This window comes from Endobacterium cereale (assembly GCF_009617585.1).
Classification (GTDB): domain Bacteria; phylum Pseudomonadota; class Alphaproteobacteria; order Rhizobiales; family Rhizobiaceae; genus Neorhizobium; species Neorhizobium cereale.
In genome coordinates, this window is record NZ_WIXI01000046.1 from 176,802 (window position 1) to 196,864 (window position 20,063).

The following is a 20,063-nucleotide window of genomic DNA, read 5'->3' on the forward strand; positions in this document are numbered from 1 at the left end:
AACTTTAGTAAGGGTGCCCGCGACAACGGCAGCAGGATCGATGGACGCAAAGCAGAACACCGACACCTTGACCTTTCTGATCTCCGACAGCGCACGCGTGCTGCGGGCGGCTTTCGAGCGGCGTATCCTGGAGGCAGGGTTGGAGGTCACACCGGCAGAAGCACGCACTCTCCTGAATGTCGAGATACTGAACGGCGCGCGCCAACTCGATATCGCTGCCCGCATGGGTATCGAGCCGATGACGGTCTGCGCTTTTCTGGACAAATTGCAGGCGCTGGATCTGATCGAACGACAGCCGGACCTCACTGACCGCCGCGCCAAGCAGGTCGTTTTGACACCGAAATCGCACGACCTGATCAAGCGCATTCGCCACGAACTCGAACAGTTGATTGCGCAAGCGACAGACGGACTTGAAGAAAGCGACGTCGCGGTTTTCATGCGCGTGCTCGAAACCGTTCATGACAACCTCGCTGCCGCGCCCTGAACTTACTCCGTATCGAGATCATCACCACTCATGACATCTTCAGCGCCGCTGCCAGAAAAACTTCGCATGAGCGAGCGAAGGGTTGCGATTTTTGGTGCCGTGCTGACGGCGATCGGCCCGATCTCGATGGCGATTTCGACACCGGCCATGCCGGAAATGGTCACGGCATTCAGCACTAACCAGGCTGCCATAAAAATCAGCCTGTCGGCCTATTTCGGCGGTTTTGCAGTGGCGCAACTGCTGGCGGGACCGACATCGGATGCCTTCGGACGCCGCGTCGCCACTCTTGGCTTCATGGCCATCTATCTGATTGGTGCATTGATTGCGATCTTCGCCTCCTCGGTCGAAACGCTGATCGTCGGCCGCCTGATCCAGGGGATAGGCGCGTCGGTAGGCGTCACGGTTGCCCGCGCCATTGTCCGGGATCTTTTCACGGGGCAGGAAGCGGCCCGCATCATGAACCTGATCGGCATCATGGTGGCGATCGGCCCTGCCATGGGACCGACAATCGGCGGGCTGGCACTTTCGGCATTCGGCTGGGAATCGGTGTTTATCCTGATGGCGCTGTTCGGCGCCTGCATCATTGTGGGCGTACTCGCCCTTCTCAAGGAAACCACAATTCCCGATCGTTCGCGGATCCGTCCGGCACGGCTGCTCTCGGCTTATCGGGAGATACTCAGCGAACCGCGCTTTCTGTGCACCTCGATGATCCTTGGTGGTTCCGTCGGTGCGCTATATGCCCAGGCCACGATGTTGCCATTCGTGCTGATCGGCGCTGTCGGCCTGACACCGACGCAATTCGGTCTTGCGATGCTGATGCAGTCAGGTGCCTATGTTTCAGGATCGATCGTCCTCAAGCAGGTGTCCCGACGTATCGGCGGCACGGGTGCTGTACGCGTCGGCCTCGCCTGCTGCGGACTTGGCGGATTGCTGATGCTGTCATGGAATCTCATCCTGCCTGCGACGCTCATGTCCGTCATGGGGCCTGTCGCGATCTGCACATTCGGCATCGCCTTTCTCACACCGCAGGTCGTCACAATCGGTCTTGCACCCTTTCCGCACATAGCCGGTTCAGCCTCGGCACTGATGGGCTTCATCCAGATGAGCTGCGGCTTTACAGCCGGGCTTGCCGCCGCCGCGGTCGGATCACCGGTCCTGGCTTTTTCCACCATCATCCCGATCATGGAATTTACGGCTGTCGCCGGTTACTTCGGTTATCTGGCGCTCACCCGGCGGCGTTGAATTCCGGACAAAAGAAAACCCGCCCTGCTCGATGCAGGACGGGTCTTTTATCGATTTAATGCATGGCCTAGGCCATCAAAAATCACTTGTTGCGCTTGCCGAGCGTACGAAGGCGAAGGGCGTTCAGTTTGATGAAGCCGGCCGCATCCTTCTGGTCGTAAGCGCCCTGATCGTCTTCAAAGGTGACCAGCGTGTCGGAATAGAGCGACTTGTCGCTCTCGCGGCCAGTGACCATGACATTGCCCTTGTAGAGCTTCAGCGTCACTTCGCCTTCGACATGCTCCTGGCTCTTGTCGATCAGGGCCTGCAGCATTTCGCGCTCCGGCGAGAACCAGAAGCCGTAATAGATCAGCTCGGCGTAACGCGGCATGATCTCGTCCTTGAGGTGCGCAGCACCACGGTCGAGTGTGATCGATTCGATCGCGCGGTGAGCGGCGAGCAGGATCGTGCCGCCGGGGGTCTCGTAGACGCCGCGCGACTTCATGCCGACAAAGCGGTTTTCGACGAGGTCGAGACGACCGATACCGTTGTCACGACCGTATTCGTTGAGGGTCTTGAGCAGGGTTGCCGGCGACATCTCGACACCGTTGATCGAGCAGGCATCACCCCTGCGGAAACCGACCTTGATCGTGGTTGCCTTGTCGGGAGCGGCTTCCGGCGAAATCGTGCGCATGTGCACATATTCCGGAGCCTCGACGGCCGGATCTTCCAGAACCTTGCCCTCGGACGAGGAGTGCAGCAGGTTGGCATCGACGGAGAAAGGCGCCTCGCCCTTCTTGTCCTTGGCAACCGGGATCTGGTGCTGTTCGGCAAAGTTCAGGAGATCGGTACGGCTCTTGAACGACCAGTCGCGCCAAGGAGCGATGATCTTGATATCGGGGTTGAGCGCGTAAGCCGACAGTTCGAAACGAACCTGGTCATTGCCCTTGCCAGTCGCGCCGTGGGCGATGGCATCGGCGCCGGTCTTCCTGGCGATTTCGATCAGGTGCTTGGAGATCAGCGGACGGGCGATCGAGGTGCCAAGCAGATAGACACCTTCGTAAACGGCGTTGGCGCGGAACATCGGAAACACGAAATCGCGCACGAACTCTTCGCGGACGTCCTCGATGTAGATTTCCTTGATGCCCATCATCTCGGCCTTCTTGCGGGCCGGCTCAAGCTCTTCACCCTGGCCCAGGTCGGCCGTAAAGGTCACGACTTCAGCATTCAGTTCGGTCTGGAGCCATTTCAGGATGATCGAGGTATCGAGACCGCCAGAATAGGCGAGAACGACCTTCTTTACGTCTTTGGGGAGAGCCATGTCGAAATTATCCGTCTGCGGGTGGTGGCGGACACAAGTCCGCCGAATAGGATCGCAGAACTTTTTAGCGAGTTTCGTCGGCCGCGCAAGGGAAAGCCCGCAAAACGCAGTCAGTGATGACACTGATTGTTAGGCTGCCTCCGCTTCAACATCCCGTCATGTTGACGGATTAGAGGCATCGTACCATATGCCGCCAAACCTTTGCACAGCAGCGTCATAGAGGAGACTTTTCATGGCCGTTACTCATCCCGCTCTGAAGAAGGACAATGTTGCCGTCGTCACCGGTGCCGCCTCCGGCATCGGCCTTGCCGCAGCGAAGGAATTTGCCCGCCTTGGCCTCTGCGTCGTGCTTGTCGATCTCGAAGGCGACCGTTTGGCCGAAGCCACACGCGACGTCGCAGCACTGGCAGAAGACGGCGAGGCCGATGTCGTGGCAATCCCCACCGATGTTTCGCGCATTGACCAGCTGGAAGCACTCGAACGCGCCGTCATCCAGCGTTTTGGCCGCGTGCATGTATTGATGAACAATGCCGGCATCCAGCCCGGCAGCAGCATTTTTGGCCCACAGGCGAACTGGGACAGCGTGCTTTCCGTCAATCTGATGGGTATCATCAATGGCAGCCGCGTTTTTGGTCCCGGCATGATCGCGCACAAGGAACCGGCACTGATCATCAATACCGGCTCCAAACAGGGCATCACCACCCCACCCGGTGATCCGGCCTACAATGTCTCCAAGGCCGGCGTGAAGGCGTTTACCGAAGCCCTGCAGCACGAATTGCGCAACACGCCGGAATGCAAAGTTGGGGCCCACCTGCTGATCCCCGGCTTCGTTTTCACGCCGCTTGCCGCCGGTGGCCGCACGGAAAAGCCGGAAGGCGCCTGGACGTCAGAACAGACCGCCGAGTTCATGCTACAGAGTATCGAACGCGGCGATTTTTATATCCTCTGCCCCGACAACGATGTCGACCGTGCCACTGATGAGCGCCGTATGGCCTGGGCCATCGGCGACATTATTGAAAATCGCCCACCGCTGTCGCGCTGGCACCCGGATTATGCCGAGTCCTCCAAGGCATTCATCACCAGACGCTGATCCATTGGCAGAACTACGAAAGCCGGATACACAGGCATATCACCCATCCGGCTTTCGAGTGCACCCATGGATTTCCTGCCCAGCATTGCCACCCTGCTTGCCTTTTCCGCCGCAGGCCTTCTTCTTGCATTGACGCCCGGCCCGGACATGACCCTTTCCATCAGCCGCGCGCTCGGCCAGGGCCGCAAGCCGGCCATGTATGTGGTCGTCGGCACCACTCTCGGCGTCGTCTGCCACACGCTTCTCGTCGCTTTCGGCATTTCTGCGCTGATTACCGCTTCCCCTACGGCGTTCTTCATTCTCAAGACAGGCGGAGCTGCCTATCTGCTGTGGCTGGCGATCCAGGCCATCCGCTTCGGTTCCAGCCTTTCGGTCCAGAAGGTCGATAGGGCCGAAAGCAGCGCGCTTGCCAATATCTCGGTCGGTTTCTGGGTCAACATTCTCAACCCGAAGGTCATCATTTTCTTCATGACCTTCCTGCCGCAGTTCGTCACCGCCGGCGATCCTCATGTCACCGGCAAGCTGATTTTCCTCGGCATCTATTTCATCATCATCTGCATGCCGGTGAATATCGCCGCGATCCTCGCCGCAGACAAACTCGCCAACTGGCTACAGGCCAATCCGAAGGTGCTGCGCGGTATCGACTACACGTTCGCGGGCGTCTTTTCGGTCTTCGCGGCCAAGATTTTCCTGACACAGGCGCGCTGAAAAAGATCGCCCCGAAAACCGGAACCGGTCTCGGGGCGAAGTCAGATTGACAAAAACGTGCTGACGTCAGCCGATCAGCAGGGCGTCGTCATCCAGCGTTTCACCGCGCATCTTGCGGAACATGGCGATCAGGTCCTCGACCTGCAGGTCCTTGCGGCTGTCTCCGCTGACATCGAGAATGATCTCGCCACCATGCAGCATGATGGTACGGTGGCCGAAATCCAGCGCCTGGCGCATGGAATGTGTCACCATCAGCGTGGTGAGCTTGCGCTCGGAGACGACCCGCTGAGTGAGTTTCATGATGAATTCGGCCATGCCGGGATCAAGCGCTGCCGTATGTTCATCGAGCAAGAGCACTTCAGAGCCGGACAATGTCGACATCACCAGAGACACCGCCTGACGCTGCCCGCCGGACAAGAGGTCCATGCGGTCCTTCATGCGGTTTTCGAGGCCGAGATTGAGTTCGGAAATCCGATCACGAAACAACTCACGTCGGCGCGGACCGAGCGCCGATCGCAGCCCGCGACGCTCGCCCCGACGGGCCGCAAGCGCGAGATTTTCCTCGATTGACAGCGAACCGCAACTGCCGGTCAGTGGATCCTGAAAGACACGGGCAACGAGACCGGCACGCGCGGAAGTCGATTTGCGTGTCACATCGGTATTGCCGATCATCACCCTGCCTTCGCCGGCCAGAACATCACCGGCCAGAACGCCAAGCAGGGTCGACTTACCGGCACCGTTCGAGCCGATAACGGTGACGAAGGAGCCTTCCTCTATGGTGAGGTTGACGCCCTTCAGGGCTTCCTTCTGCAGTGGCGTACCCTTACCGAAGGTAACATGGATATTGTTGAGATCGATCACGACGAAGCCCCCCGGCGCAAACGCGGCAGGACCAGTGCCACGGCCACCAGAACGGCGGTGACGAGATTGAGATCGGACGCCTTGAGACCCAGCGCATCCGTCGACAACGCCACCTGAATGGCGATGCGGTAGAGGATCGAACCGACGACACATCCGATCAGCGCCAGCAAAATACCGCGCGCTCCAAATAGCGTCTCACCAATGATGACAGCCGCCAAGCCAACTACGATTGTGCCGACACCGGCAGTCACGTCGGCAAAACCGTTGGTCTGGGCGAACAATGCGCCACCCAGCGCGACAAGGGCATTGGAAAGAGCTAGGCCGAGATAAACCTGCCAGCTGGTATCGATCCCTTGGGCCCGCGACATGCGCGGATTGGCGCCCGTCGCTCGCATGGCAAGCCCGGCATCGCTCTCGAGAAACCGCCAGACTGCAATCACGGCGATCACGACCAGCACGCCGACGAACAGCGGCCGCACATAAACCTCACGCAGACCCAGACCGAAGAAGGGGCTCAGCATCGTATCGGCGTTGATCAGCGCCACGTTCGGCTTCCCCATGACCCTCAGGTTGACGGAAAAGAGGGCGATCATTGTCAGGATGGAAGCCAACAGGTTCAAAATACGGAATCGGACATTAAGGAAAGCCGTCACCGTGCCGGCAGCACCACCGGCAAGCATCGCCGCAGCGGCCGCAATCCAGGGATTGATACCGATCGTGATCAGCACCGCAGCGACGGCCGCGCCGAGCGGGAACGAGCCGTCGACCGTCAGGTCGGGAAAATCCAGCACCCTGAAGGCAAGGAATACACCAATGGCAACGAAGGCGAAGACCAGCCCAAGTTCCACTGCGCCCCAGAAGGCGATCTGACTAAGCACCTTTCGTGCTCCCCTCATTTATCCGGGCTTACCGCACCGGTTTTTCGTCGGTCACACCGGATGGCGAAAGGCCATCCGGTGCTTGGATATATGGCTTTACTCGACCGTGCGTGTAGCGCGCGACACGATCGCTTCCGGCAGCGTCACCCCCATACGGGTTGCGGCGCCCTTGTTGATAACCAGATCGGTGCCAGCGGCGACGGTGACCGGAATATCACCCGGTGCTTCACCCTTGAGGATACGAACGACGATTGCACCGGTCTGCTTGCCCACGTCGAAATAATTGAAACCGAGGGCCGCGACAGCGCCGCGATCAACCGAGCCCGTATCAGCCGCGTAAAGCGGGATTTTCGCTTCTTCGGCAACACCGACGGCCGCTTCAAAAGCAGAAACGATCGTGTTGTCGGTTGGAATGTAGAAAACATCGGCGCGGCCGACCAGCGCACGGGCAGCACCCTGCACTTCGGACGATTTTGTGGCAACGGACTCGATGACGGTCATGTCGTTTTTGGCAGCTTCTTCCTTCAAAGCCGCCAGGATCGAGATCGAGTTGGTTTCTGCGGTATTATAGAGAAACCCGATAGACTTGGCGTTTGGCGAGATTTCCTTGATCAGCTTGATATGCTCGGCAACCGGCGACATGTCGGAAAGCCCGGTAACATTGCGGCCCGGCTTGGCCACATCCTTCACCAATTGCGCGCCGACCGGATCGGAAACTGCTGTGAAGACGACCGGAATGTCGCGGGTTGCCGAAACAACGGCCTGAGCCGACGGCGTGGAAATAGGCACGATAACCGTCGGTTCCTCGCCAACGAACTGGCGCGCAATCTGTGCCGCCGTACCGGGATTGCCCTGCGCGGATTCATAGAGGAACTTGAGGTTTTCGCCTTCTTTGTAACCCGCTTCGGCAAGCGCTTCCTTGACGCCGTCACGAGCAGCATCGAGTGCCGGATGCTCAACGATCGCAGTAACCGCGACAGTGACATCGGCTGCCTTGGCAGGCAGAACAAGAGCCGTCGCCGCAGCGAGGGCAAGAATGAGAGTGCGCATAAATTCCTCCGAGCAGATTATCTGTCGGGCTTCTTATGGAGCACGTCGCGCAAAATCAACAACGACCTGATTGCTGCAGGCGAAGACGATCGATTAATCGTCTTCGCCGTGACCAGCGATCATCATTGCTTCGAAGGCAAGACGGTCGGTCTTGCGCATGCGTTCCGATTCCGATTTCAACTGGCCACAGGCAGCGAGAATGTCACGCCCACGCGGCGTACGGATCGGTGAGGCGTAGCCGGCCTGATTGATGAAATCGGCAAATTTTTCGATCGTCGCCCAGTCGGAGCACTGATAGTTCGTGCCCGGCCACGGATTGAACGGGATCAGGTTGATCTTGGCCGGAACACCCTTCAAAAGCTGCACCATCGCCTTGGCATCTTCCAGGCTGTCGTTAACGTCCTTCAGCATCACGTATTCGAAGGTGATGCGACGCGCATTCGACAGGCCGGGATAATTGCGGCAGGCGTCGATCAGTTCCTTAAGCGGATACTTCTTGTTGATCGGCACCAGCATGTCGCGCAACTCGTCGCGCACGGCATGCAACGAGATGGCCAGCATCACGCCGATCTCGTCGCCGGTGCGAAAGATTTCCGGCACGACGCCGGATGTCGACAGCGTCACGCGACGCTTCGACAGAGACAGGCCGTCACCGTCAGTAGCGATCAGCAGCGCCGTCTTGACGTTGTCAAAATTGTAGAGCGGCTCGCCCATACCCATCATGACGATATTGGTGACCTTGCGCTCACCCGTCGGCACGAAAGCACCCGGAGGGGTATCGGCACCCGGGAAATCACCCAGCCGATCGCGCGCAAGCAGAAGCTGGCTCAGGATTTCCTCGGCCGTGAGGTTGCGCACCAGACGCTGCGTACCGGTGTGACAGAAGGAACAGGTAAGCGTGCAACCGACCTGGCTGGAAATGCACAGCGTGCCGCGACCTTCTTCCGGGATATAAACGGTTTCGATCTCGACCGGACGACCGGCACCACGAGGAGGAAAGCGCAGCAGCCACTTGCGGGTGCCGTCATTGGAAATCTGCTCGTCGACCACCTCCGGCCGTGCGATGGTGAAATGCTGCTTCAGCATTTCGCGCATATCCCTGGCAACATTGGTCATGGCGTCGAAATCGGAAACGCCGCGAATATAGAGCCAATGCCAGAGCTGGTTGACGCGCATGCGCACCTGCTTCTCAGCAACGCCCTTCTCTTTCAGCGCAGCCGACATCTCTTCGCGCGTCATGCCGATAAGCGACGGCTTGGAAGCGAAAAGATCCGGATTGGCGACAAGCGGCTTCTTGGCAACGACGCCGGGCGCAAAAACCTCTGTGACTGACATGTTCTATCCCGTTCGAGCACATGACCAGCGCCACCGCGAAACCGGCGGATAAGGCAAAGGCATGTCTGTTCGTGAAACCTGTAACGGCCGCGGCAACTGTTGGCCCGACCTTGTTGAGGCGGGCTTTATCATCAAAACAGGGTCACGTCACCTGTCTTCGAAAAAACGATGAAAGGCCGGTCGTGAAACCGGCCTTTCATCAGGTGCTTGTTTGCAAATTCTTACTTGCAGGATTCGACCTGCTTCAGCGCAGCGGAAATGCCGGCCAGCGAATAGGCATAGGACGTCTTGGTGCCGCGACCGGACACGGCGCTGACGCTCATGTTCGTTCCGGTTTTCATGGCCGCGACGAGCGCGGGCTCTTCGGCAGCGTTTTCGACCCAGGCAGCCTTGTCCTTGGTGAACATGACAAAGTTCTTGCCGTCGATGGTGACGGTGACCTTCGAATTCGCCTGCAGGGTATAACCCATCATTGCCTGCGGTTCGTAGGAAATGTTCTGGCCGGGGCGCTGCGAGACGATGAAGAAAATATCGCCGTGATCGACCGAAGCCGGTTCCTTCGTTGTCGGGACCGACAGGACGTAGCAAACCGTGCCATTACCCTGCTTGTAGGAATAGGCACCCCATGCCTTGAATTGCTGAATACGATTCGGTGCCTGTGCGGCGGCGATGCTCGTGCCTGCCAGCATGAGGCTCAGCGCGATGGCAATCTGTCGTGCAAACATGGGTTTCCTGCCAATTTTCTTATGAACGGCCGACCAGAAAGCTTTGAGGCGCAGTCGGTATCGCTCTATTTTGACCAAATTCTGGTTACCAAACCGTGAATACCGGTTCGTAAAGGGATGGAAATGCACCGCTTACGGCCCCATAAAACACTTGCCTAAACCCGCTCTTAACCACGTTTTTGACTTTGTTTCATTTGAAGTTCGATTGCGGGCCCGCGCGCCCCTGATATTTTACTGACACAAGGAATGGGGCAACAGTTTGTCCTCTTCCAATACGCTGATTTGACATTAGAATACCTGAATATGAGACGGATTTTTGATTAATGACTGACGAAATGCTCAGCGACGGTGACCAAAAAGATCGCTTCGCCGCTCTGGCAAAGGCTGTTGCGGACCGCCGCGACCAGCTTGCATTTCGTCAGTTGTTCGATCATTTCGCGCCGCGCCTGAATTACTGGCTGCATCGTCGTGGACTTCCCAATGAGGAAGCAGAGGAAATCGTTCAGGAGGTCATGACGGTTCTCTGGCACCGCGCCGGACTCTACGATTCCAGCCGATCGTCTCTCTCCACATGGCTGTTTCGTATAGCGCGAAATCGCCATATCGACCTGCAGCGCCGACAGAGGACACGCATGATAGACGGCAAGGAGCCGCTGCTGCAGATCGATGATGTTCCAGGCATGGAAACGATGCTGGAAAGCGAGGAACGGGAGGCCAAAGTCCGTGAGGCATTGACGCGCATTCCTGGCGAACAGATGGAACTGGTGCGCGCCTCGTTTTTTCTCGGTTATTCGCACAGCGAGATTGCAGCCTGCACAGGCTTGCCGCTCGGTACCGTCAAATCACGCATCAGACTTGCCTTCGAACACCTGCGCAAGGCGCTCGACGGCCACGATCGTCTTTCGCCTTGAAGGTTCGCCTAACTGGCAGATGACGGTGCGGTCACGTCGGGCTGATCCGCAAGAGCGCGGTCCGCCGCATCATAATGCTCGTCAGTAATATGCACGCTGATCATTTTGAGCGCCGCAGCAAGAACCGCGACATCATCGGTAAAACCGGCAACGACGAGAAAATCAGGAATGATATCGATCGGCAGAACAAAATAGCCGAGTGCCGCCAACAGCACCCCCTTGGCACGCGCCGGTGTTTTCTGATCGGTCGCGCAATAGAAGGCAGCGACGAGATCGCGCGAGAACGGCACGTAACGAGCGGCCTTTCTCAAGGTCGGCCAGAATTTCGCCCTGACCTGCGTCTCGCGACGGTTCTGAGTTTCCTCGTCGCCGGGCAACAGAATTTCACCGATCTTTACATCATCCATCAAAGCGTCTCCGAAGCGAACCCCGTTGTGCCTCTCATATGGCAATTACCGGTCGCGGCTTCAATCTTGCCAAACCGTCAATCTTAGGCAGCAACGCTATCCATCAATTGCGCCAGCTTGAAGTCCAGTTCGGTCAAACCACCGGCGTCATGTGTCGAAAGTGTCACGTCGACCTTCGAATAGACGTTGAACCATTCGGGATGATGATCGAGCTTTTCCGCATGAAGTGCAGATCGTGTCATGAAACCAAAAGCCTCGATGAAATTCCTGAACTTGAAGGTTTTCAGGATGGCCTCGCCATCGTCACGCAATGACCAGCCGGAAAGCTTGGCCAACTCGCTTTGAATGGATTGAGCAGAGAGTTTCTGGGGTCGCATCATGCACCTCCGGAATCGCGAAAAGCCTCAGTACAGGCTCGTTTCGTAGACCTCACCACCCGCATGACCAGCGCCCCAGGTTTCACTCAGCGGAAACACTTCTTCGGTCACGTAAGGTCCACCGCCAACCGATTCCTTGGACGACAGAAGAACGAAGCGGCTGGCCGTAAACGGCATGGCGTGGAAATTACCGCGACCGCCGAGATAATGCACGACATCGTCCAGGCGGCAGGATTTCAAACGCCCCAAGGTGACATGCGGCATGAACTTTCGCGGCTCGGCCGGCAGACCGATGCGCTGGCAAATCCGTTCAATCTCGCCCTGCAGCGCCGCCATTTCCGGGGACGGCGCAACGCCCGCCCAGACGGAATGTGGTTTCTTCGAACCGAAGGAGCCGATGCCGTTGATGCCGACCTGGAACTCCTGCCGGTCGATGCGGTCCAGCCGATCAACGATTTCATCGGCCGTCCGGTTATCGACATCACCGATGAAGCGAAGGGTGATGTGGTAGTTCTCCACATCGATCCAGCGGGCCCCGGGTATTCCACCCCGCAGCAAGGACAGACTCATCGCGACATTGCGCGGTATCTCGAGGGCGGTGAAAAGTCTCGGCATGGGGACCTCCTCGAATCTCTCGGATCTGACAACAGCGGAACATGCATGGCGGTTCCGTGCAAGCTACTATTTCTTCTCCATTAGAATAGAGCGAACAAAGTCCTGCATAACCGGCAGCGAGCGCTCGACCATCAGCTTCACGCCCTCAGCATTGGGGTGCATGCCATCCGCCAATTGCAGCGATTGTTGAGCAGCGACGCCATCGAGAAAGAACGGGTAGAGCGGCACGTCGTATTTTTCGGCGAGCTTCTTGTAGATCGGATTGAAGCGCTCGGCATATTCGCCGCCCATGTTCGGCGGCGCCAGCATGCCGGCCAGAACGACCGGAATGTTTCGCTCCTTCAGCCGCGTCAACATGGCATCGAGGTTCTTTTCACTCTGTTCCGGCGAGATGCCGCGCAGCGCATCGTTGGCGCCGAGCTCGACGATCACGCCCTGCGTTCCATCAGGCACCGACCAGTCGATGCGCGACAGCCCGCCCGATGTCGTATCACCGGAAACGCCGGCATTCGTGACCGTGACGTTCAGTCCGTCAGCCTTGAGCGCGGCTTCAAGCTGCGCCGTGTAGGATTCGTTCGGAGGCAGTTGATAACCGGCCATCAGGCTGTCGCCGAAACCGACGAGCTGCACCGTTTCGGTCTGCGCCGGGCTTTGCGCGACTGCCGAAAAAGCCGCGAACGACAAACCGGTTATGACGGTGAAGTGAAGTGCGAGCGCTTTCAATCCCATGAAGACCTTCCTAGATTGCCAACCTGTTCGTCGGTCGCACCGGCATCCCATCACGACCATTGCTACATGCCAATATAGGACGCCTGCGCGTGACTAAAACCATCATCGAGCTGAAGAAGGCTGATCTCACCCTCGGCAGCGCCGCAGCATCCGTGCATGTATTGAAAAACATCGACGTCCAGATCGGTCGCGGCGAAGCCGTTGGCATTGTTGGCCCATCCGGCTCCGGCAAGTCGACCCTTCTGATGGTTCTCGCCGGACTGGAACGCCTCGACAGCGGCGAAATCATCATTCTCAACACGCCCCTTCACCAGCTTTCCGAGGATGGGCTTGCCGATTTCCGCGGGCGCAATATCGGCATCGTTTTCCAGTCTTTTCACCTGATTGCTAACATGACGGCGATCGAAAACGTCGCCGTTCCGCTGGAGCTGGCGAATGCCGAGAACCCGTTCGAGATCGCGCGTCAGGAACTGATCGCCGTCGGTCTCGGCGAGCGTCTCAACCATTATCCCGGCCAGTTGTCCGGCGGTGAGCAGCAGCGCGTGGCGATCGCCCGCGCCCTTGCGCCCTCGCCTTCCGTTCTGATCGCCGACGAACCGACCGGCAATCTCGACACCGAAACCGGCCGCCAGATTGCAGACCTGCTGTTTTCCAAACAGGCGGAACGCGGCATGACCATGCTGCTGGTGACGCATGACAATGCGCTTGCCGCCCGCTGCTCACGCCAGATCCGCGTGCGTTCCGGCGAAATCGTCGCCGAAGGTGCGGCACCCGGTAGCGTTGGAGAAGCGATCCGCGCATGAGAAACAGCACGTCCGCCCGCCTGTCGATCGCGTTTCGCCTTGCCATTCGTGAAATGCGTGGCGGCCTTTCCGGTTTTTACATCTTTCTGGCCTGTATCGCGCTCGGCACCGGCGCCATCGCGTCGGTCAACTCCGTATCGCGCGCCATTACCGGAGCTATTGCGACACAGGGCCAGAGCCTGCTTGCGGGCGATGTGCGATTTGAGTTGAACAATCGTGAGGCGAGCGAAGAAGAACGGACCTTCCTCAACAGCCTGGGCACGGTATCCGTCTCTACAAATCTGCGATCCATGGCACGCCTGCCGGACGGTTCGGACCAAACGTTGGCGGAAGTGAAGGCGGTTGACGGTATCTATCCGCTCTACGGTCAGCTCAAGACCGAACCGGACATGCCGATCACCAATCTTTTGACCCACGAGGATGGTATTTTCGGCGCGATCGCCGCTCCATTGCTTCTCGATCGCCTGGGCATTTCTGTCGGTGATGAGATGTTGCTCGGCAACGCTCGCATCAAGATCAAGGGCACGATCGTTACAGAACCGGATGCCGTTTCCGAAGGCTTTGGTTTCGCCCCGCGCCTGCTGATTGCCCGGGATGCGCTCACCGCATCCGGCCTGATCACCACCGGCAGCCTCGTCGAACATGCCTATCGTATCAAGCTGGCAGACCCGACCACCAGCACAGCGGTCGTCGCAACGGCCAACAAACAGTTTCCGAGCGCCGGCTGGTCCGTCCGCAGCAGCGACCGCGCCGCACCTTCGCTGACGGAGAACGTGGATCGCTTTTCGCAGTTCCTGACGCTCGTTGGCCTGACGGCACTGATTGTCGGTGGTGTCGGCGTTGCAAACGCGGTTCGTGCTTTCCTGGATTCGAAACGCACCACGATCGCAACGCTGAAATGCCTCGGCGCACCGGCTTTCGTCGTAACGATTACCTATCTGTTCCAGATCCTCATTCTCGGCGGCGTCGGAATCCTGATCGGCCTTACGGTCGGCGCTATTGCTCCATTTGTCGCTCTTAGCTTCCTTGAAGGCGCATTGCCGGTTCCAGCCGAGGTCACGCTTTATCCATCAGCCCTCGGTCTTGCCGCGCTCTTCGGCCTCCTGACCACCTTCGCTTTCGCCATCCTGCCGCTCGGCCATGCCCGCGAAGTGCCGGCAACCGCACTTTTTCGCGAGCAGGGATTTGAACAGGCACGCCTTCCGTCATGGCCTTATCTTGCGGCTGGAGGCGTGGCATTGGCCGCCCTCGCAGCATTGGCCATTTTCGCTGCGGAAGACCGTTTTATCGCCTCCATCTTTCTGGGCGCGGTTGCTGCCGCATTTATCCTGCTGCGCGTTGTGGCCGGCGGCATCGCCACACTGGCACGCCGTTGCCCGCGTGTCGCCTCGCCGGCTCTGCGGCTGGCCATCGGCAACATCCATCGCCCCGGCGCACTCACCCCGTCGGTTGTACTTTCCCTCGGTCTCGGCCTGGCATTGCTCGTCACCCTGACTCTGATCGACGGCAATTTGCGTCGCCAATTGAACGGCACGATGACGCAGAACGCGCCCAACTTCTTCTTCGTCGATATCCAGAGCGGCGAGCGTCAGGGTTTTGTCGATATTCTCAAACAGCAGTCACCGCAGGGCACGATCACCGAAGTGCCCATGCTTCGCGGACGCATTCTCGCCTTCAACGGTGAAGACGTCGCCAAGATGAACGTGCCGCCACAGGGGCGCTGGGTTCTGCGCGGCGACCGCGGCATCACTTATGACGCTGATCTGCCCACTGGTTCAAAACTGGTCGAAGGAGAATGGTGGCCGGAAGATTACAGCGGCGAACCTCTCGTCTCCTTCTCGGCCGAGGAAGCCGGCGAACTGGGGCTGAAGATCGGCGATACGGTCACTGTGAATGTGCTCGGCCGCAACATCACGGCAAAAATCGCCAATTTCCGTAGGATCGAGTGGGAATCGCTGTCGATCAATTTTGTCATGGTCTTTTCGCCCAACACGTTTAAAGGCGCACCGCATGCCTGGCTGGCGACTTTGACCGATGCCGGCGCATCTCCGCAGGCCGAGGCGGCAATCCTGAAAGCCGTGACCAATGCCTTTCCGACCATCACCAGTGTCCGCGTCAAGGACGCGATCGATATCGTCGATCAGCTGGTCGGCCAGCTTGCAACGGCCATCCGGGCGGCTGCTGCCGTCGCACTGATCGCCTCGGTGCTGGTGCTGGCCGGCGCGCTCGCTGCCGGCAACCGTGCCCGCACCCATGATGCTGTCATCTTGAAAACGCTGGGCGGCACACGCTCGATGCTGATCCGCGCGTTCAGTTACGAATACATGATCCTCGGCACGGCAACGGCCATCTTCGCGCTGTTTGCCGGCACCGGTGCCGCTTGGTACGTGGTCGCAAAAATCATGCGCCTGCAATCGACCTTCATGCCGGATGTCGCGGTGCTGACACTGGTCATTGCGCTGGTACTGACCGTCGGCATAGGCCTTGCAGGCACATGGCGCATTCTGGGGCAGAAAGCGGCACCCGTATTGCGCGAACTTTAAAGAACGACCTGACGATCGTCAGGTCCGGACATGGGTTGGTGCATTAAATTCTCTTCACTTTCCAGATTCAGGCCTCAAAGCCTTGAATGATAACGCAACTACCAGCATATTCTCCTCATGCTTGCTGAGGCTCCGCAGCGGCGCCCGGGATTTTTCCCCGCACACCGAAGATATCTCGGAGCTTTTGAGAGGAAACCATGGCTGATCCGTACAACTACCAAGACCGCGTGGCACGCGGCGGCGTACAGTCGGGCGCGATGATCGATCAGGGCCTCCGGTCCTATATGCTGAAGGTTTATAACCTGATGGCGCTCGGTCTTGCGATTACCGGCCTGGCCGCTTACGGCACCTATACCGCAGCACTCAACAGCCCCGCCTTTGCGCAGGCCATGTATGGCTCGCCGCTTCGCTGGGTGGTTATGCTGGCGCCGATCGCGCTTGTATTCTTCCTGAGCTTCCGCATCCACAAGATGAGCGTTTCTGCGGCGCAGACGACATTCTGGATCTATGCGGCGCTGATGGGCCTGTCGCTGTCGTCGATCTTCCTGGTCTATACCGGCCAGAGCATCGTGCAGACCTTCTTCGTCACGGCTGCTTCCTTTGGCGCGCTGTCGCTTTACGGCTACAGCACCAAGAAGGACCTGTCGGCGATGGGTTCGTTCCTGATCATGGGTCTGTTCGGCCTGATCATCGCCTCGATCGTCAACATCTTCCTGGCCTCTTCCGCACTCGGCTTCGCAATCTCTGCGATCGGCGTGCTGATCTTCGCAGGTCTCACCGCCTACGACACGCAGAAGATTAAGGAAATGTATTACGAAGGCAATGACGCCGCCACGACCGGCCGCATGGCCATCATGGGCGCGCTGACCCTTTATCTGGACTTCATCAACCTGTTCCTGTTCCTGCTGCGCTTCATGGGCAACCGCGACTGATAGCGGAACAACAAGATACGAAAAGGCGGCTTTCGGGCCGCCTTTTTTGTTGCCCGACTTTTGGCTGCGACATACGCTTGATCAAATCAACTCACATCCGGCCTTGCTCATGTCTTTTCACCTGCGCGACGCAATTCCTGCCGACCTTTCTGACATTACCGAAATCTACCGCGACAGCGTTCTCAACGGCACGGCAAGTTACGAGATCACGCCACCGGATCAGGCGGAGATGAGTGACCGTTTTCGAAGCATCAAGGAAAAGGGCTATCCATACATTGCCGCCGAAGCGGAAGACGGCACACTGTTCGGTTATGCCTATGCCTCGGCCTTCCGCACCCGCCCGGCCTATCGCTGGCTGGTAGAGGATTCGATCTATCTCGCACCTCAGGCCCGCGGAAAAGGTGTCGGCAAGGCGCTGTTGAAAGAACTCATCATTCGCTGCGAAGCGCTTGGTTTTCGTCAGATGGCGGCGGTCATCGGAGGTGCCAGCCCGGCCTCGGTCGCCGTTCACAAAAGCCTCGGCTTTGAAATGACCGGCACGATGAAGGGAACCGGCTTCAAGCACGGCAAATGGCTGGATACCGTCTTCATGCAGATTGCATTGGGAGATGGAACGGAAACCGTGCCGGACGCCAAAAACTATCCTGGCACGCTGTTTACCGAATAAGTGAAGACCAGGCTGTCAGTCGACCAGTTTCAAAACCTTGTCGAACACTTTCAGCACCTGCTGCAGGTCATGGCCACGCTTCAAAATCATGCCATGCGTGTTGACCACCGAAAACGCGCCCTGCTTGGCAGCCAGTCTCGGATTTTTCTCGATACGAAAAAGCGGCATTTCTCCAGACCGCTTGTAGACAGAGAACACTGCTTTTTCCCTGGTGTGGTCGATGGCGTAATCCTTCCATTCGCCCTCACCCACCATGCGCCCGTAAATCCACAGGATGGCATCGAGTTCGCGCCGGTGAAACGTCACGGGCAGCGGATCGCTTTTCTGTCTGTACTGGTTGAGATCGACAACGACGGTACCGTCTTCGGGTTTTGATCCCCTCGGAAAATCCGGCTGATCAGTCATCACGGCTCCAGATCGTCTATTGCAGAGATATGACAGTGTGCCTCAGCAGGGATAAAATGCAAGCCGCAGACGGTTGAGGTAGCAAAGCCTTGCAAAATCAAAGGATGTAAATTTTTCTCGCCGCATTTCGGTCAAAACAGTGCCCGAATCCGAAGCGAGATTGGCGTCGTTGGTTGACGCCATCGCGTCAAACAAGCCCGGTCCGGAGCGCTGACCCTTACCCCCAGCCCCCCAACGCCTCGGATCGGGCAACCAACACCCTCCCCGGCATTGAGAATACCTGGTCCACCTACACGATTTGTTTGGGGACGTCAGTCGCGCTTGCGACCAGCCATAATAACGGTTGCGCCGACGATTTCGGCCGGTTCGCCGCCGGGCTTGGAGGACTGCAGCATAATGGCGCAGCCATCCTTCTTGCCCTTGCCCATGGTACGGGCAGGCACCGTGATCTTCATGTCCTTGCCATCCCACATGCCGACGGTCTGCACATCATAGACGCTGTGCCAGTATTCCATCTGCTTGCCGGTGTTTTCGCCCTTCTGGACCTCGACCTTTTCCTTCTTGGTGAAATAGGCGATCACAATATCGGCCTTGCCGGCTCCGGCGCCGATATTGATCTCGATCTCTTCACCATTCATGGCGGCCTTTACCGGCACGGTCAGGCCCTGGCCTGCGCTTTTCATGCCATCCATCTTCTGATTGATAGCGGCAAGGTCCGTTCCGATCAGGTGATCGCGACCGTTGACGACGGCCTGCGGCGTGTAGACGCCGCTGCGATTGAAGGCATGGGCATAACCATACTGACGCTCGGTGTTTTCCTTGGAACTCAGTGTGTCGGTCCAGCCGAGATAATTCCAGTAATCGACATGATAGGACAGCGCGACGACATCGCCCTGCTCCACCAGTTTCTTCAACGTGGCATCGGCGGGCGGGCAGGACGCGCAGCCTTGCGAAGTGAAGAGTTCCACGACGCCTTTGGGCTCCGCAATATCGCCGGCGGTTGCCAGACCGGCAGAAAACAGGCCGATCAGGAATGCGGCACTACGGACAGTCGGAAACATCGAATAAACCCTCTGGCGAACCGGACATCACAGCGGCGACGGAACGGCCACGCACATCTTCCCCTGCAAAATACTCAATCCATCCGGTCAAACGGAAGTCACAACAGGGTGAGGACCACATACGTGATCAGTTACCCTGTCATGTTTCCTGATGAGTTGCCATGAATTGCTGAAGATTCCAAGAACGTCAAATCAGTTTTAGCAGGCCCTGGGTCAAGTAAACCGCACCGACAGCGGTCACCACCCAACGCGTCCAGCTGCGGAAATTGGCGTCGGTTATCCTCTGCAGGATACCGTTACCGGCGCGCGCGCCGAGAATGGCGATCGGAGCAGCAATCAGCACGGCAACGGCATCGACCGTCGGCAGCTGGGACGCGGCGTCCCAGTAGAAGGCGATTTTCGCCATATGCGAGAGCGTCTGGATCGAAGCCTTGGTGGCGATGACCTTGCGGCGATCCATCTCTGTGCGGATGAAAAAGATATCGACCGTCGGTCCGGCCACGCCGACGCTGATCGTCATGCCACCGGACAGTACCCCGGCGAGAAACGCATGAGAGGGACGTGAGGCGTCGAGCTTCAATTTGTTGACCGGCAACCAGACAAGGATTGGCATCAGGCCGACGCCGATCAGCACCACCATCAGATTGGGCGTATAGCTGGTGATGAACAGGATGAGAGCCGAGACCGCCACCCCGGAGCACAGCACGGCAAGAATTTTCCAGTCGATATAGGCGCGTGAAAACCATGCGCGCGAACCGTTCGACACCATCTGGATGACGCCTTGGATCGCGATGGCCGTGCCGACTGGATAGAGGAAAAGCAGCACCCAGAGCAGGATCAGCCCGCCTGCCATGCCAAAAATGCCGGAGAGCAGAGACGTCAGGAAGACGGTGACTGCCATTCCGATGAAAATGATGAGGGACAAGAGCGGGAAACCTGA

22 protein-coding genes are annotated in these 20,063 nt (G+C 58.3%); 9 read left to right on the forward strand and 13 right to left on the reverse strand.

Annotated elements, in window-relative coordinates:
* Positions 1-40: 40 nt before the first annotated feature.
* Entirely contained in the window at positions 41-484 is a 444-nt protein-coding gene (locus GAO09_RS17920) for a MarR family winged helix-turn-helix transcriptional regulator (RefSeq protein ID WP_153355490.1), read from the forward strand.
* Between the two features lie 66 nt (positions 485-550).
* Positions 551-1,726, forward strand: coding sequence for a multidrug effflux MFS transporter (locus GAO09_RS17925; RefSeq protein WP_153355492.1), 1,176 nt, complete (start codon positions 551-553; stop codon positions 1,724-1,726).
* A gap of 82 nt (positions 1,727-1,808) precedes the next feature.
* On the opposite strand, the gene GAO09_RS17930 is transcribed toward GAO09_RS17925, so the two are convergent.
* Entirely contained in the window at positions 1,809-3,026 is a 1,218-nt protein-coding gene (locus tag GAO09_RS17930) for an argininosuccinate synthase (RefSeq protein ID WP_153355494.1), read from the reverse strand.
* 232 nt (positions 3,027-3,258) lie between these two features.
* Between GAO09_RS17930 and GAO09_RS17935 the strand changes: the two genes are divergently transcribed.
* Both GAO09_RS17935 and GAO09_RS17940 read left to right on the forward strand, forming a co-directional pair.
* Entirely contained in the window at positions 3,259-4,116 is an 858-nt protein-coding gene (locus tag GAO09_RS17935; protein ID WP_153355496.1) for an SDR family NAD(P)-dependent oxidoreductase, read from the forward strand.
* A gap of 66 nt (positions 4,117-4,182) precedes the next feature.
* Positions 4,183-4,824 (forward strand): LysE family translocator, encoded by a 642-nt coding sequence (locus GAO09_RS17940; protein ID WP_153355499.1) that lies wholly within the window; start codon positions 4,183-4,185, stop codon positions 4,822-4,824.
* A gap of 66 nt (positions 4,825-4,890) precedes the next feature.
* On the opposite strand, the gene GAO09_RS17945 is transcribed toward GAO09_RS17940, so the two are convergent.
* From GAO09_RS17945 to GAO09_RS17965, 5 genes are all read right to left on the reverse strand, one after another.
* The gene (locus GAO09_RS17945) at positions 4,891-5,685 is read right to left on the reverse strand and encodes an ABC transporter ATP-binding protein (protein ID WP_324185501.1); all 795 of its coding nucleotides are present in this window, start codon (positions 5,683-5,685) and stop codon (positions 4,891-4,893) included.
* Complete coding sequence (locus GAO09_RS17950; protein WP_153355501.1) at positions 5,682-6,581, reverse strand: ABC transporter permease; 900 nt, start codon at positions 6,579-6,581, stop codon at positions 5,682-5,684. The genes GAO09_RS17945 and GAO09_RS17950 overlap by 4 nt, the downstream gene beginning before the upstream one ends.
* Before the next feature lie 78 nt (positions 6,582-6,659).
* Positions 6,660-7,613, reverse strand: coding sequence for an ABC transporter substrate-binding protein (locus GAO09_RS17955; RefSeq protein WP_153355503.1), 954 nt, complete (start codon positions 7,611-7,613; stop codon positions 6,660-6,662).
* 93 nt (positions 7,614-7,706) lie between these two features.
* Complete coding sequence (gene rlmN, locus GAO09_RS17960; RefSeq protein WP_153355511.1) at positions 7,707-8,948, reverse strand: dual-specificity RNA methyltransferase RlmN; 1,242 nt, start codon at positions 8,946-8,948, stop codon at positions 7,707-7,709.
* 221 nt (positions 8,949-9,169) lie between these two features.
* Positions 9,170-9,673 carry an invasion associated locus B family protein gene (locus GAO09_RS17965; RefSeq protein WP_153355513.1) on the reverse strand — a complete coding sequence of 168 codons (504 nt, stop codon included), beginning with the start codon at positions 9,671-9,673 and terminating at the stop codon, positions 9,170-9,172.
* A gap of 323 nt (positions 9,674-9,996) precedes the next feature.
* Here GAO09_RS17965 and GAO09_RS17970 point away from each other — a divergent pair, with 323 nt between their 5' ends.
* Positions 9,997-10,584, forward strand: coding sequence for a sigma-70 family RNA polymerase sigma factor (locus GAO09_RS17970; RefSeq protein WP_235938254.1), 588 nt, complete (start codon positions 9,997-9,999; stop codon positions 10,582-10,584).
* Positions 10,585-10,592: 8 nt separating this feature from the next.
* Here GAO09_RS17970 and GAO09_RS17975 read toward each other — a convergent pair whose 3' ends face one another.
* The 4 genes from GAO09_RS17975 to GAO09_RS17990 form a co-directional block, all read right to left on the reverse strand.
* A complete protein-coding gene (locus GAO09_RS17975; RefSeq protein ID WP_153355515.1) occupies positions 10,593-10,991 on the reverse strand; it encodes a YkvA family protein in 399 nt (132 codons plus the stop codon).
* 83 nt (positions 10,992-11,074) lie between these two features.
* Positions 11,075-11,368 carry a 4a-hydroxytetrahydrobiopterin dehydratase gene (locus tag GAO09_RS17980; protein ID WP_153355517.1) on the reverse strand — a complete coding sequence of 98 codons (294 nt, stop codon included), beginning with the start codon at positions 11,366-11,368 and terminating at the stop codon, positions 11,075-11,077.
* Positions 11,369-11,395: 27 nt separating this feature from the next.
* The gene (gene thpR, locus GAO09_RS17985; protein WP_153355519.1) at positions 11,396-11,983 is read right to left on the reverse strand and encodes an RNA 2',3'-cyclic phosphodiesterase; all 588 of its coding nucleotides are present in this window, start codon (positions 11,981-11,983) and stop codon (positions 11,396-11,398) included.
* A gap of 66 nt (positions 11,984-12,049) precedes the next feature.
* Entirely contained in the window at positions 12,050-12,712 is a 663-nt protein-coding gene (locus GAO09_RS17990) for an arylesterase (RefSeq protein ID WP_153355521.1), read from the reverse strand.
* An 89-nt stretch (positions 12,713-12,801) separates the two neighbouring features.
* Here GAO09_RS17990 and GAO09_RS17995 point away from each other — a divergent pair, with 89 nt between their 5' ends.
* The 4 genes from GAO09_RS17995 (at position 12,802) to GAO09_RS18010 (ending at position 17,657) form a co-directional block, all read left to right on the forward strand.
* Complete coding sequence (locus tag GAO09_RS17995) at positions 12,802-13,515, forward strand: ABC transporter ATP-binding protein (RefSeq protein ID WP_324185496.1); 714 nt, start codon at positions 12,802-12,804, stop codon at positions 13,513-13,515.
* Positions 13,512-16,058, forward strand: coding sequence for an ABC transporter permease (locus GAO09_RS18000; protein ID WP_153355523.1), 2,547 nt, complete (start codon positions 13,512-13,514; stop codon positions 16,056-16,058). Before GAO09_RS17995 ends, GAO09_RS18000 begins: the two co-directional genes overlap by 4 nt.
* A 197-nt stretch (positions 16,059-16,255) precedes the next feature.
* A complete protein-coding gene (locus GAO09_RS18005) occupies positions 16,256-16,990 on the forward strand; it encodes a Bax inhibitor-1/YccA family protein (protein ID WP_153355526.1) in 735 nt (244 codons plus the stop codon).
* A 109-nt stretch (positions 16,991-17,099) separates the two neighbouring features.
* Positions 17,100-17,657 (forward strand): GNAT family N-acetyltransferase, encoded by a 558-nt coding sequence (locus GAO09_RS18010; RefSeq protein ID WP_153355528.1) that lies wholly within the window; start codon positions 17,100-17,102, stop codon positions 17,655-17,657.
* Between the two features lie 15 nt (positions 17,658-17,672).
* On the opposite strand, the gene GAO09_RS18015 is transcribed toward GAO09_RS18010, so the two are convergent.
* The 3 genes from GAO09_RS18015 to GAO09_RS18025 all read right to left on the reverse strand — a co-directional run bounded on the left by GAO09_RS18015 (position 17,673) and on the right by GAO09_RS18025 (position 20,048).
* Positions 17,673-18,062, reverse strand: a complete 390-nt coding sequence (locus GAO09_RS18015) for a DUF2794 domain-containing protein (RefSeq protein ID WP_153355530.1) — start codon at positions 18,060-18,062, stop codon at positions 17,673-17,675.
* A gap of 311 nt (positions 18,063-18,373) precedes the next feature.
* The gene (locus GAO09_RS18020; protein ID WP_153355532.1) at positions 18,374-19,123 is read right to left on the reverse strand and encodes a DUF1223 domain-containing protein; all 750 of its coding nucleotides are present in this window, start codon (positions 19,121-19,123) and stop codon (positions 18,374-18,376) included.
* A gap of 187 nt (positions 19,124-19,310) precedes the next feature.
* Positions 19,311-20,048, reverse strand: coding sequence for a sulfite exporter TauE/SafE family protein (locus tag GAO09_RS18025; protein ID WP_209018753.1), 738 nt, complete (start codon positions 20,046-20,048; stop codon positions 19,311-19,313).
* Positions 20,049-20,063: the final 15 nt, after the last annotated feature.

Bases quoted from the DNA above. Each gene is read 5' to 3' on its own strand.
- GAO09_RS17980 (WP_153355517.1), bottom strand. From the start codon at position 11,368: ATGCGACCCCAGAAACTCTCTGCTCAATCCATTCAAAGCGAGTTGGCC.
- GAO09_RS17970 (WP_235938254.1), top strand. From the start codon at position 9,997: ATGACTGACGAAATGCTCAGCGACGGTGACCAAAAAGATCGCTTCGCC.
- GAO09_RS18015 (WP_153355530.1), bottom strand. From the start codon at position 18,062: ATGACTGATCAGCCGGATTTTCCGAGGGGATCAAAACCCGAAGACGGT.
- GAO09_RS17935 (WP_153355496.1), top strand. From the start codon at position 3,259: ATGGCCGTTACTCATCCCGCTCTGAAGAAGGACAATGTTGCCGTCGTC.
- thpR (WP_153355519.1), bottom strand. From the start codon at position 11,983: ATGCCGAGACTTTTCACCGCCCTCGAGATACCGCGCAATGTCGCGATG.
- GAO09_RS17990 (WP_153355521.1), bottom strand. From the start codon at position 12,712: ATGGGATTGAAAGCGCTCGCACTTCACTTCACCGTCATAACCGGTTTG.
- GAO09_RS17940 (WP_153355499.1), top strand. From the start codon at position 4,183: ATGGATTTCCTGCCCAGCATTGCCACCCTGCTTGCCTTTTCCGCCGCA.
- GAO09_RS17925 (WP_153355492.1), top strand. From the start codon at position 551: ATGAGCGAGCGAAGGGTTGCGATTTTTGGTGCCGTGCTGACGGCGATC.
- rlmN (WP_153355511.1), bottom strand. From the start codon at position 8,948: ATGTCAGTCACAGAGGTTTTTGCGCCCGGCGTCGTTGCCAAGAAGCCG.
- GAO09_RS18010 (WP_153355528.1), top strand. From the start codon at position 17,100: ATGTCTTTTCACCTGCGCGACGCAATTCCTGCCGACCTTTCTGACATT.
- GAO09_RS17920 (WP_153355490.1), top strand. From the start codon at position 41: ATGGACGCAAAGCAGAACACCGACACCTTGACCTTTCTGATCTCCGAC.
- GAO09_RS18020 (WP_153355532.1), bottom strand. From the start codon at position 19,123: ATGTTTCCGACTGTCCGTAGTGCCGCATTCCTGATCGGCCTGTTTTCT.
- GAO09_RS18005 (WP_153355526.1), top strand. From the start codon at position 16,256: ATGGCTGATCCGTACAACTACCAAGACCGCGTGGCACGCGGCGGCGTA.
- GAO09_RS17955 (WP_153355503.1), bottom strand. From the start codon at position 7,613: ATGCGCACTCTCATTCTTGCCCTCGCTGCGGCGACGGCTCTTGTTCTG.
- GAO09_RS17975 (WP_153355515.1), bottom strand. From the start codon at position 10,991: ATGGATGATGTAAAGATCGGTGAAATTCTGTTGCCCGGCGACGAGGAA.
- GAO09_RS17965 (WP_153355513.1), bottom strand. From the start codon at position 9,673: ATGTTTGCACGACAGATTGCCATCGCGCTGAGCCTCATGCTGGCAGGC.
- GAO09_RS17930 (WP_153355494.1), bottom strand. From the start codon at position 3,026: ATGGCTCTCCCCAAAGACGTAAAGAAGGTCGTTCTCGCCTATTCTGGC.
- GAO09_RS18000 (WP_153355523.1), top strand. From the start codon at position 13,512: ATGAGAAACAGCACGTCCGCCCGCCTGTCGATCGCGTTTCGCCTTGCC.
- GAO09_RS17950 (WP_153355501.1), bottom strand. From the start codon at position 6,581: ATGAGGGGAGCACGAAAGGTGCTTAGTCAGATCGCCTTCTGGGGCGCA.